9 protein-coding genes are annotated in these 12,730 nt (G+C 56.7%); 1 reads left to right on the top strand and 8 read right to left on the bottom strand.

The genetic code is table 11. The features are described 5' to 3' along the window. Positions 1-62: 62 nt before the first annotated feature. Positions 63-245: a hypothetical protein gene (locus tag ACTJJ7_RS26750; RefSeq protein ID WP_440969374.1), complete on the bottom strand. Its 183-nt coding sequence runs from the start codon at positions 243-245 to the stop codon at positions 63-65. A 102-nt stretch (positions 246-347) separates the two neighbouring features. Next, on the bottom strand, positions 348-722 hold the full coding sequence (locus tag ACTJJ7_RS26745) for a hypothetical protein (protein ID WP_440969373.1): 375 nt from the start codon (positions 720-722) through the stop codon (positions 348-350). Between the two features lie 316 nt (positions 723-1,038). On the opposite strand from ACTJJ7_RS26745, the gene ACTJJ7_RS26740 reads away from it, so the two are divergent. Then, positions 1,039-2,892 (top strand): autotransporter outer membrane beta-barrel domain-containing protein, encoded by a 1,854-nt coding sequence (locus ACTJJ7_RS26740; RefSeq protein WP_440969372.1) that lies wholly within the window; start codon positions 1,039-1,041, stop codon positions 2,890-2,892. Between the two features lie 24 nt (positions 2,893-2,916). Here the strand turns inward: ACTJJ7_RS26740 and tagF are convergent, their stop codons facing one another. The 6 genes from tagF to ACTJJ7_RS26710 form a co-directional block, all read right to left on the bottom strand. Then, complete coding sequence (gene tagF, locus ACTJJ7_RS26735) at positions 2,917-4,335, bottom strand: type VI secretion system-associated protein TagF (RefSeq protein ID WP_440969371.1); 1,419 nt, start codon at positions 4,333-4,335, stop codon at positions 2,917-2,919. 67 nt (positions 4,336-4,402) lie between these two features. Continuing rightward, positions 4,403-7,975, bottom strand: coding sequence for a type VI secretion system membrane subunit TssM (tssM, locus tag ACTJJ7_RS26730; protein WP_105737557.1), 3,573 nt, complete (start codon positions 7,973-7,975; stop codon positions 4,403-4,405). Further along, on the bottom strand, positions 7,972-9,351 hold the full coding sequence (gene tssL, locus ACTJJ7_RS26725; RefSeq protein ID WP_440969370.1) for a type VI secretion system protein TssL, long form: 1,380 nt from the start codon (positions 9,349-9,351) through the stop codon (positions 7,972-7,974). The genes tssM and tssL overlap by 4 nt, the downstream gene beginning before the upstream one ends. A gap of 4 nt (positions 9,352-9,355) precedes the next feature. Beyond that, the gene (tssK, locus tag ACTJJ7_RS26720) at positions 9,356-10,693 is read right to left on the bottom strand and encodes a type VI secretion system baseplate subunit TssK (RefSeq protein ID WP_105737553.1); all 1,338 of its coding nucleotides are present in this window, start codon (positions 10,691-10,693) and stop codon (positions 9,356-9,358) included. A gap of 18 nt (positions 10,694-10,711) precedes the next feature. After that, positions 10,712-11,143 carry a type VI secretion system lipoprotein TssJ gene (gene tssJ / locus ACTJJ7_RS26715; RefSeq protein ID WP_245421242.1) on the bottom strand — a complete coding sequence of 144 codons (432 nt, stop codon included), beginning with the start codon at positions 11,141-11,143 and terminating at the stop codon, positions 10,712-10,714. Between the two features lie 198 nt (positions 11,144-11,341). Further along, entirely contained in the window at positions 11,342-12,688 is a 1,347-nt protein-coding gene (locus ACTJJ7_RS26710; RefSeq protein WP_105737549.1) for a type VI secretion system-associated FHA domain protein, read from the bottom strand. Positions 12,689-12,730 lie beyond the last annotated feature (42 nt).

Here is a 12,730-nt window from a genome sequence, read left to right as displayed (position 1 = left end):
GGTACAAGTGACGTCGTTACGCAATCCGGCGGTATCTTGTCGGGCACGGCCGCGACAAGCAGCTATGAACTCTCAGGTACAGGCAATCTGACGGGTACGGTGAACACGCAAACGGCAACGATTTCAGGTTCTGGTACGGTTGGATCGATGGGCGTGTTGAACGCGACGACCAGTGTGACACAGACCGGCGGCACGATGGGCGGGATGGTGACCACGAACATCTTTGCCCAGTCCGGTGGCACCATGCAGGGGTCTGTGAAGACGAACAGTTATCTGCTGAGCGGCGGCACACTGGCAAACACCAACAAAGTGTCGACCAATGCATTCGGCCAGACAGGCGGGACCGTTCAAGGGACGGTTGTGGCCGACATCAAAGCCCAGGCAATCGGCGGGACCATCTCGGCACTGTCGACCAGCGGAATCAATGTGTCGAATACCGGCGGCGGTATCGATATTCTGACCAGCACAAATGCCTTTGTGAACAATGGATCTGGCACTGCGATAACTGCACGCGAGACAACCGGCAATATCAACATCCAAACGAACGGGAATGTGTCCGGTGCAGTTGGTATTGATGCGGCTGCCAGCGGTAGCGGGAATGTGACTGTCAGCAGCAACGGCGTGGTGACAAGCGCGGCCGGCGCGGCCATATCAGCTGGATCCACGAGCGGGCGGGTCACAATTGCCGCGGCAAATGCGGTAAACGGCGTAAGCCAGGGCATATCTGCCACAACGCAGAATGGAGCAATTGATATCCAGACTGCGGATGTTGTTTCCGGTGGAACGGGTATCAGCGCTGTTGCGACCGGTGCCGGTGACGTGAATGTCGCGGCACGTGGCAATGTTCAAGGCACATCCGGTGCGGCTATATCGGCCGGGTCGACGGGCGGGCGGGTCACAATTGCGAACACGGCCGCCTTGACTGGCACAAGTCACGGAATTTTTGTCAAATCTCAGCTCGGCGATATCTCTGTTGCCACGGCGAATGCTGTCACCGGCAATACGGGCATAGCGCTCGAGACCACCGGCAACGGAGCCATGCAGCTCAATCTTGATGGTATTATCCGGGCGAGCGATACGGCAATCTCCCTGAAAGGCGAGACAACTGCCGCGCAAGCGGTCATCAATCAGGCCATCACTGCCGGGCAGACTGCGCTGCGCACCGACACGAAAGGTGCGGTCACTTTTGATAATTTTTCGTCCATTCGTTCCGCGTCATCCAATCCGGAAAACCTGACATTGCTGGACAATATCAGCGGCCAGGCAACTCTGAACAACCATGCCGGCGCATTGCTTGAAGGTGTTCTGTCTTCCGGTCCGGGAGCGCAGACACTTGTCAACAACATGGCTGGCGGCGTGTGGAATATCGGCAATTCCGGTCAGTTCGCTCTGTCGGGCAGCAATGACGTTATTCAGAACAGCGGACTGATCAACGCGACTGGCAATACGCGATTCAACGGTCTGGAGCAGTTCCGGAACCAGGCCGGCGGCAACCTGAACCTCGCCAACAACCAAGTCGGTGATCGCGTTTCGATTTCCGGTAGTTATATCGGCCAGCCGGGATCGAATATTTCACTGGATGTTGATTTCAACAAAGGAACATCAGACGTCGTTACCCTGGGCGGCGTCTTGATGGGCACCACCAATCTGAAACTCAATGCATTGTCCTCCGGACAGGAGCCTACCGCATTTGGTAAGACCATCCTGCTGGTTGACGCTGCCGACAGCAGCGGCAACGGCCAGGTGACGGCAACTGGACTGCCCACGGGTGGCATCGTGCAATACAATCTGGTCCGTCAAACGGTATCGGAAGGCGGCACCAATCACGCGCAATATGTCGTTCAGTCGGGTATCAATGGCACGGCAGCCAGTGGTGTCGTATCCGGCTTCATCGCGTCACAGAACGTCATTGCATCATCGTTCTTCAAGCCTTCGAGCGGTCTGATTTCAGCGCCCATCGACCCCGAGAAGAACCAGTTTGGTCTTGCTCCCTGGATCAGAACCAACGGCGGCATGTCCAAAATTGATACTCAAGGCACCATTCACCAGCCCGATGGTTCAGAGGTCAACACACCGGCAACCATCGAAACGAGCTACTACGGATATCAGGTGGGCATGGATGCAGGTGTCTTCAATATTCAAGGCACGGGGGGCAACGTCAATTTCGGCCTGACGGGTGGCCAGATATTCGGCAAATCGAACCAGAAAAACTATGCGAATACCACGGATTTCAGTTCCGTGTTCTATGGCGGCTATGCAGCCTATACCAAAGGACCGCTCTTTTTTGATATGCAGGTTCGACAGGAATTAATGGATTATACCATTACTGTTGATGACCCAATATTCAAGATCAATGGGGCCGGTGTCAAAGGCAAGCGCACCTCCGTTGGCGGATCAGCATCCTATACACTCGCCTACAATGATTGGTCGTTCATTCCGGCGACGGGGTTCACATACTCCAACAGCAGCACGGACGATCTGATTATTCCGCGAAACATCTTGCTCAATCAGAATGAGGGCCGTGTTCAGTTTGACGATGTCAAGAGCATGATCGGGTTTGGCGGCATAACGGTCTCGCGGAACTTTTTCTTCTCCGATGACCGAATTCGTCTATCGCCATTCCTGACAATGACCGCCTATCACGATTTCGCCGGTGACATTAATGCCAAACTGACATTGGACCCCAACAGCGCAAATCCGGTTGTCTTGCCGGTAAAGACAGAACGTCTCGATACCTATGGCGAAGCAAGCTTGGGTATGAATTTGCTGGCGTTAACAGGCAAGATCAACGGTGTCGAACGTCTCGTGATCGGCAGCGTGCGCGGCGATGTGCAGTTCGGGGAGACGATTACTGGCGGCTCCGTAACGGCACAGTTCCGAATGCAGTTCTGATCTGTCTTCGCTCTGCACCTACGATCATTGCCGGTGATTGCCGGGTGCCGGGTCTACAGCAATGGCAATCAGCGTCAGATTGCCTTCAGCGCCATTGATCAGGCTGTCATCGACAAGCCGGTCGACAATTGATTCCACGCGGCTTGTGGTGGACAAGGCTGACATGCTGTCTTCTCGAACCGTTTGCGCTATGTTTTCTGTCATCAGAAAAAAGCGGTCGCCGGCGACAAGGTCTCCCGTCACTGTAACGGAGGTCGGATTCAGCTGCAGTTTCAATGTTGAACTGGAGCGCTTGCCGAGCGATGTGTCCGTCAGTTCGGTCAGTGTGCCGTCCCGTAACAGGAGACAATGGACATTTCCTTGTACGATGAGACCAAACCGTTCCGGCCGAAGGACTAAGCTGAGTGAACCCGCCTGCAATGCAAGTCCGGCAACGGCTATATCAAGACGCGGTGTGAGAGCCCGCTTGGCATCTTCCAGGCGATCGGCGAGCAACTGAAGTGCATCCTCGATGTTCTCCGGCAATTGAATACTGTCTATGGCGGCAAGCAGAAAACGCGAGATGGCCGCGTTCCGGGTTAGGCCGAATGTACCGTCCGCGATAGAGACGAAACCTCTTTCCAGCTGAAACACGAAGCTTTCCGTATTCTGCTCGGCAAGTGTACCGCGATGAGACCGGCCGGCGACGGCAATGTTGCCAACGGTCCGCGCTTCGGAAAACATGCCGTTATTGTGCAGGGATTGGCCGCTTTGCCTCGCCCTGGCAAATTCATCCTCAAATGCGGACGAAGCCGTATCGTCCTTGAAGAATGATGCGAAGGCCGTGGCGGCTGGCCAACCGGTATACAATGACATACCGGGTTTGCGGCGGTCGGATCCGGATGTCCACCAGACCGATTGCGGCAGCGACTTCCCGGCAAGAGCGGCGGCCAGGGGTGCAAAGGCGCCTGTTTGTGATGGCGGTTCATCAAGCGGGTTCAGGCCCGCTGGCGCGTTATCAAGATCAAATGCCTTCTTTGCCAATTGATGGTCGAAATAGTCGATGTCAAATTCATCCTCCAGAACACTCAGCAAAATGTCTTCAAGGGAGTGCAGCCAACCATCGGCACGGGCAATCGACGCAACGGAAAGGGAAAAGTCCGGTATCTGTGCGGCGACGAGAAAAGGAAAATAACGCCCGGCCTTGTCAACGCTCGGGATCATCATGCCAACAACCGGGTAGGGCCCGCAAATGCCGCCCTCAAGATAGAAGCGCCAGATCGGCGCATTGAGATAGAGGTCCATCCACTCATCGCCCAGCTTCTCGCGACTCGACTGGAGCGCGGGTTGCAGCCATTGATCGAGCTGCATGCGGACATCCCTATCCAGCCGACGGCTGATGAAATCGCCCTTGGACGGCACCTTGCCGAAATAGCCGGCCAGAACCGTATCTCTTGGTAGCATCGGGTTCATCTCTTCCGGTCCTGTATCCACGATGGCAATGCCGTCATGGATTGCTGAAATTCATGCCTCAAAGTGCGTCAGGGCAGCGAAATGTGCGCAGTGCCTTCAGCGTGAACGGATTGAGCACGGAACCAACGCGCACATCAAAGCTTGCGGCGCGGCTGCCCATCCGGAACGAGGCTGTAAACTGATCTTCGCTTGCTGCCTTTCTCTGGGCAAGGTCGAACAGCCGGAACATTGCCCAGGGGCCAGTCTTGCTCACGCTTGCGTTGGGTCCCGGAGGATTGAAGGCGATGCGGGCGGAACGGTTGCCTTGGCCGGGCCACTTGAATGATTTGGTCTGAACTGGTCCGTGATCATAGTTGATCGTTTCGCCATTGATATCGAGCGTTACACCCGTTGAACTGTTATCGAGATCATTGGGTGTGATATCCAGGTCGAGGCTGAGATCATTGCCACCTTTCGAGAAAAATGCGGTTTGGATGGTCTGGGCATTTTCAAACTGTACGAGGGCATCACTGGCAATGGCCTCCGCACCATTCATGCCGACCAGGCGCCACGGTGTCTGCGAAACATCGACGAATGGTTTCAGCTGCAGCTGGAAGAATGTTGCAAACTCGCCCGAAGGACCGAACATTCGGATGAAATCATTGATGGCAACGTCGTTGTTGGCATTCGGATCAAAGGGATAGCGCCCGGCAATGGCGATCTTGCAGAACCGTCCACCGGTGCTTTGCCACAGATCCGAAATGGATCGCCGGGCCCCGCTTGCAGACAGCCGGGCGATATCCGTGGCGAGGCGCCCAACCCAACGGCTGACCGGTTCAGGCAAACGCTGTGCCTGTGCGACCAGCATCTGATTGGCCGACGCCAGTTTGCTCTCGACACCAAAAATCGTGTTGACCTCACCTGCATTGGTGGCCGCGCGGCTCAGTTGCAGCGACAGTTCCTCAAGAACTGGCGAAAGATCCGTGAACTGCGATTTTTGTCCTTCCGGCGGCTGCAGGGATTTGCGCAGCGCCGCGTAGGGGTCGAGCATGGTGGTTTCGAAGCCGTCGGTCAGGGCCTGCAACTCCTCAACACGTGCTGCATTCACCTTGGCTGCCTCCTCCGCGGCCCGCCGCTGCGCTTCGTCAACAGCCGCTTCCTTCCCGGCAGGTTTGGCCGGGGATGCGGCGAACTGCTGCGGATCGAGATTGGTTGCCTCGGCTACAGCCGCTGCAAATGTCCGCAGCGGATTGTCAGCCGACGCCAAGATACGGACGATATCGGCTGCCTGGATCAGGTCGGGTGCCGGACGAATCGCCATGTCATTCAACAGTGCCGCCCACTGTTGCCGATTGGCGTTGAAATATATGCGCAGCACATCGGTCTTCAGATTGTCGCCGGATTCGGCTTGCGCTTTTTGTTCACCGATCACCCAGCCCTCCTGGGCAAACTGCTCAGACATCTCTGCCAGACGGGGCAGGAAATAGTTGAAATAGCCGTCACGGGTGAAAATTCCGGCTATGCCCTGACGAAGATCCGTATGGCTGCCGCGGGCAAACAGCAATTCCGCGCCCGATCCCGCCTTGTCTATAGGACGCCACTCGGGCAACGCCATGGCATCGGCTGACGTCAGCAACAGTTCAAAAAGCTGTTGCGAGCGCGGAATGGCATTTATCTTGTCGCGTGCTTTCTTGATGAGATTGTCATCGAGCGTAACTGTCATCAATGGGCGGGACAGGAGTGCGCGGCTATGTGCGAGCAAACTGTCTCGGGCTTGGGCCCGGCCGGCGCCGGGTAAGGATGCTGCAAAATTTGCCTTTAGGGTCTGTATTGCGAACTGCTCGTCCATTGGACCGAGACCACCGAGCATCGCATACAGCTTCAATGCATCGTAGAGCTGTCCGGTTGTGATCTGAGGATCATTCATCCGGTTCTGCAGATGCACAAGCAAACGCGGAAGAAGAAAGCCGTTGAGCGCGCGAGCATATGTTGCCTGCATGCTGTCGCTGAGCTTGGCTTCCTGATCCGTGCCGAAATGATACCAGCGGCTCTTGCCGGCAATGTCATCCGCGATGGCATCGCGCAATGTGTCGAGCGGCGAGAGTATCCGGTTCAGGTCATCAGTCGCAATATCCTCGATGGCAATCGACGTCGCCTCGCGATTGTAGGAGGCAATCCGTTCATTGACCGCGCTCATCGTGCTCTGGTTGGCGAAATAGGCATGGGTCCAGCCGGCAAAAAGCCCGCCGGCAATGATCAGCGGCACGAGATAGAAGATGGCAGAGAGGATGCGCTTGCGGCGCTGTACCTTGATATCGGTGGTGACGAGATTGGCTTCGCCGAAAACAACATCGTTGAACAGCCGCGACAGGAAGAATGCTTTCTGCGAGACGGTTCCGGCGGTGTTGGGTTCCTGCAGAAATGAGAAACGTGCTGATGTCGAGCGTCCTACCTTATCGTAAACCGCACCGGTTTGTGTCGCCGAGACGAAATAGACACCCCGCAGGAGCGGCGCGCCAACCAGCTTGGAACTTGCTGTCAATTCGCCGATCTGTTCAACCAGAACACTCTTGATCGAGGCGAATTGGGCCGGAAAACGGAAAACGCTGCTGCGCCTGATATCGTCCGGTTCCTGCTGCATGCGCTCCAGCAGCAAGCGGTGCATGCGCTCGAGCAGAAGATCGATCTCACCGGAAAAAGCCTCGGCAATCCTGCCCTTTGACTGGCTGACACCAAGGGGAAAAGTCACGCCGAGCACCTGTTCGCGATCGAACTTGTTGAAGTTGTCGAAAAACTCGCCGAACCCGGCCAGCATGTCCACTTTTGTAAAGATCAGATAGACCGGCAACCGGACCTTGAGATTGTCCTCCAGATCGCGCAGACGCTGCTTGATGACCCTGACTTCCTTGAAGCGGGCCTGAGCGCTCTGGGTCAGGATGTCTTCCATGCTGATGGTCACAAGCACGCCATTGATCGGCTTCAGCGGACGATGGCGTTTGAGCAGGCCCAGGAAACTCTGCCAGGCGGTGCTGTCCACTGTGACATCGCTGTCCTGGGTGGTATAGCGACCTGCCGTGTCGATGAGTACAGCCTCGTCGGTAAACCACCAGTCGCAACTGCGTGTGCCGCCCACGCCCTGAATGCTGTGTTCGTCCATTTCTTCAGCAAAGGGAAAGGACAGACCTGAATTGACGAGAGCGGTTGTCTTGCCGGAACCTGGCGCTCCGATGATCAAATACCACGGAAAATCGTAGACATACCCGAAGCGCTTCTTACTGATTGATTTCAGGCGAAGAAGGGCGTGTTTCAGGCGCTCCCTCAGAAGAGCGACTTCTTCCTTGGCTTCGGTTTCCGAATCGGTTCCGTCCTCTGCCACCGCGTCGATCATCGCAGCTTCGGCACGGCGCCGGCGAACAGCCGATACAATGACATAGATCAGCCAGACCAGAACAACCGCGCCAATCGCAATGATGCGGTTATACTGGGATTCGAGCGGCCTCCATTGGCCAAAGGCGACACTTTCGCCATAGAACCAGATCATCACGGCGATGGCCACGACCCAGATCAACGACCAGAAGCGACCGCCCTTCAGGAAGCCCAAATAGCCTTCAATGTAGGAGCGGATCGTATAGATCCAGTTGAGGATATTCACTGTTGGTTGCCTGCGCCGGTTGTCTTGTCTTTTTCAGGCCGCGGATTAGCGGTGACGATGATTTCAGTACGCCGGTTCGCTTCACGCCCTGGATCGGTATCATTGGTGTCGATCGGTTCGGATTCGCCCCTGCCTTCAAAACTGATCCGGTTCTGCGGGACGTGGGTGCCAATAATGCTGGCGACCGATTGCGCACGTGCGCGGGACAGATCATAGTTCGAGGGAAAACGCACGCCCCGCATCGGCCGGTTGTCAGTGTGGCCGACAATGTGGACGGAAAATTTCTCATCGGCGATTGCACGGCCAATTCGATCGATCAAGCCCTGGAATTGCGGATTGACCTCCGCCCTTGCCGTTTCGAAGAAACCGGTATTGCGGAACCGCACGAGCACGCGGTTGCCATCCCGGGTCGTTGTGACAACGCCGCGGTCGACTTCCGGCTGAAGGAACGCAAGGAAGTCGCGCAGCCTGTCCACCTGTTCCAACGGCGGCGGTGCAGGCTGCTCGACCTTGATCGACGGGTTGCCTTGCGGCGGGGCGGCCGCCATGGCAATCATGATCCCGTCCGATTGCGTATTGAGAAGACGCAGGATACCCACATAGCCAACGGCGCACAGAAGAACGAGCATGCCGAGCAGTGCCGGGTAGAAGTTCTTGAACCGCGCCTTGGAGAAACGCGCATTGATGCCGCGCCAATGGGGAGACACCTCCCGCTCGATATCACCCATGGATGACTGGAGCGTGCGGTAGAGACTGTCCCTTATCTGGGAGAGTTCGAGAGCGCCGCGGGCACTGACACGCAGCCTGCCCTTGAAACCGAGAGACAGGCAAAGATAAAGCAGGAGAAGGATATCGCGGTTGCGGCCCGGATCCTTGTGAAAATGTTCGAGCAGTTCGAAGAAGCGCTCGCCGCCCTGCACGTCGCGGTGAAAGGTCGAAACAATACTGTTGCTTGCCCAATTGCTGGCACCACCCCAGCGCGTGGCGAGAACAACGTCGTCAATAGTGGCACAGAGCGCATAGTGCGCGACACGGGCGTGCTGTGTATCCACATTGGCATTTGCGACTTTACGCTCATAGGCGCGCATTTCATCGATCACGGCTGTCCTGAGCTGTTCGGTATCAGGATCGGCATGAAGTCCGCGAAGATGGTAGAGCAAATTGAGCTGCGGGCGGGCGGCAGCGACGAGAAATGGCAGGCCTTTCGGACCGGTATCGATTGTGTCTATCCCACCGTCGCGCAGTGCCGACTGAAGCGTCGTGGTTTCGTTGCCATCCGCGTCATTTGGTCCGCCTTGCGCCGCGCGTCCACGTTCGCCCCCCGGTTTGGGCTTGATGATCGTCGGCTCACTGCGCCAGAATTTATCGTCGCTCATGGCATCACGACTTTATTGCCCAGAGTTCAAACTCGATGGCTGGAAAATCCCCGGCAAGGTGCATGGCAATGGCACCTGAGGTGCTCAGCTGTTTCCATAGTGCACCATCGCGATCAAGTTCGAAATAGCTGGTGCCCGGACGATAGGGCAACTGTCGCGGTGCGACCGGCAGCGGGCGAACCGCAATGCCGGGCAGGGCGACATTGACAAGTTCTGCAATCCGTTCGACCGGACCGACCTTGATTTGCCGGGGCAGGGTGCTGCGCAGTGCTTCGGACGGCATGTCACAGCGCACAGCCAGCACAAAGCCGCTGCCCACGAGAAGACTGCGATCCGTGATGGTGCCAACCCGCACACCGTGCTTGCGCTCGTCAAGCGGGATTTCGATTGCCGATCGTTCCAGGACAGACGAAAGCGATTCACGCAGATCCAAGAGAACCGGATCAAACGAACCGCGCAAGTCGAGATGCCGGTAGCCGGGAAAAACCGAGCCGCGCCGCCGCTCCTTGGTGAATGTGGAAAGCTCGCCGGCGAGCTGCGTGCACAGCACATAAAGCGTCTCCGGGTGCAGCGCGCTCAGATTCTCGCGGTGATGGCGAAAGACAGCTTCATTTCGGTTAAGCGCCTGGAGAAACTGAAAATCCGATACTTCAGCCGTGCCGCGGATGGATGGATCACCCATGCGATCGGCAATCGCCTCTGCCCTGTGTGACATGATGCCCAGAAGCTCGGTTACGATATTTTCCAGTTGCAGCTGCGCCGTGCAATTGATCGACGGTGCAATGAAACTGTCATCCAGAACGACGGATTGGTCCTGGCGCACTTCCACGATGCGTGCAACGGCGATGCGGTCGTAACCGGCCAACTCCTCGTCGGACAAGAGAAAACTCAATCGCAAACGTCCGACATCCAGAAGGGCAGAAATCGAACTGCCCTCATTGGTGTCCTGCACTTCGTATTTTCGACGCGCATACCGCACGCTGCGGCCAGGGGTTGTTTCGCCGCCGATCTCAGCAAGCCCAGGCTGCTGCATGGGCAGACAGAGATAGACGAAGACATTCTTGGTGCCTTCCTCCAGTCTCAGGGCAGGCGGCAGGTCAACCGGTCCAGGCGCTTCAAAAATGCTGCCATCCGGCATAACGCCGCGCACGCTCGACAGCGCGAACATGCCGTTGCCCAGCAGTTGTTCATTGATTGCAATACGCGAAACGCCCCAAGGGAACTTGACCAGTTCACGCACGACGGATTTGACAAGCTTTTCCGTCCAGCGGTCCTGCTGCTGAAAGTGCTGTACCCGAAGGAACATGCCTTCCGACCAGACGACGCGATTGTCATGTTCCATTCGTAAACACCGTCCTGGTTAATGGCCTGCGGCTGCGCTGACGGAAAGTTTTCCGACCGAAATGCTCAACCGGCTGGAACCTGTAATCGGTGTCAGTGCACGCCAGCGCGCATTCTCGATATCGCGGAAACCGGCAATGACCCCGGCGTAAGCACCCTCCGTGCCCGGATTTATAGTCAGTTCAGTCGTTTGGCCCGGTCGCACGGACACGGTCTTGCGTTCCACAAGATCATCGCCAAGGGCGCTGCCACCCTTCAACTGGAAGTAATCGAGCGACTGGAAGCGCCCCGGTGATTTCAACACGAAAATCTCAACGGATGTTGGTGTGGGTGAACCGGATGGAGAAGGGTTTGCGGTTGCACTGGCCGCTACAGTTGTTGGGATGGGATCCTGGTATTTGGGGCCGCTTGTTTCGGGTGTGGATGTACAGGCTGTCAGAAACACGCCCATGCCCATGATGGTTGCCTGAAAAACACGGCGTTGAAACATCGAGCGACGACAGGAATGTGTGTGTGCCTCAAGCGCTTCAAAACGCATACTATTCTCCCCGTGCGCTATAGTGGGACATATGCCCAATCTAAGGTTGTGAACCTGCTGTAACTTGCAGATAAGACAGCATCACGTCAACGTAATCTTGAGCGCGCCCAATTATGGCTGGGGAAAGAACTTGCGCAGAAGTTTCATCAGCGCTGGCTTTGGTTTGCCCGCCGTCTGACCGTCAAAAAGACTGGAAGACGCAAGGAACTCATCCCAGAGCGCAGCCTTGCGCAGGGCGGGTATGGCCTTTGCTTTCGCCCTGGTGGAAAGGGTGGCAGGATCGATGGCCCGCTGGACTTCGCCGATAAAGTCGAGAACGGCAGCAGACAGAGCCGTCTGGTGATTAGTGATTGCGTGAAAATCCCGCTCGATCAGTTTCATGTCTGTGGGATCTGCATCCCCGATGAACTCGATGATACTGTCCATTAACCGATCGTTCCTTTGCCCTGCCAGCGAAAAGATCCAGGGCGTTTCACCGGCAATGCCGTCAAGTTCCAGGCGGGCGGCGGAGGCATTTTTTCCGACATGCATTTCGTAAAGCTCGACAAAAGCAATCTTGAGCGCCGCGCCGGCCTTTCGCATGAGCTGCTCTGCATCGACATCCGATGACAATGCTGCGTCGATCCCGGCACCCTGGAGGAATGCGGCCAAAAGCCTGGCATCAGCATGCTCGGCCGGCTCCGGTCGGGGTTGGACGGCGTAAGCTGGCCGCGCGGCTGGCGCAGGTGCGGCATGAGATTGAGGTGCAAGTTGCGGCATATGGGGTGATGCCGATAGCGCAGGCGCAACAGGCTCCTCGTCATCACTGTCCCAGTTTTCCGGCAGAATGGGACGGACAACGGGAAGATCGAACAGCGAATTGGCGCTCGGTGTCTGCTCAATCCGATCCGCAAGGGCCGAGGGCCGGATCGCATGATACGGCTTGACGATATCGACTTCCGTGATCGGCGGCCCGTCCCATCCGACATCAACCGCGCCAAGCGCTTCGCGCGTTACTGGCTTTGCCGGACTGTCGAAGAGTTCATCGCGACTTTCGCCGGGAAGTTTGCTCGTTGCGCCGATCCCGCCCGGCGCAATGTCAGACAGGATCGATGTCAGGCTTGGACCTGGCAAGGTATCCGGGCTGTGAATTGGCATGACATTCTCTATCCGGATGGCAATGCGGAAACGATAGTCCGCAATCTCGATTGTATCGCCATCCGACAGCCGATGCCCGTAGCGACGGTCGGCGGCAACACCGCTGACACTGACACCATTGGTGCTCTTGTCGACCAGATAGACACCGTCTTCGCGCTGCTCAAGCGTGCAGTGATGCTTGGACACGACACGCCGGCTATCCCTGATCACCCAACTGCAGTTTTCACCCCGGCCAATGGTAAATTGCGCCTCATGCACAACCATTGAACCCGTGAATGACGTGTCATTGGGATTGTTTTGAGCCTGAAGTTCGATTCGCATGGTTGTTCCTGCCGATGACCATCACAGTAGTTTCTCTATTTG

The sequence above is a fragment of the Phyllobacterium sp. 22229 genome (assembly GCF_052056495.1).
GTDB lineage: Bacteria > Pseudomonadota > Alphaproteobacteria > Rhizobiales > Rhizobiaceae > Phyllobacterium > Phyllobacterium myrsinacearum.
This window is presented reverse-complemented; position numbering and strand designations above follow the sequence as displayed.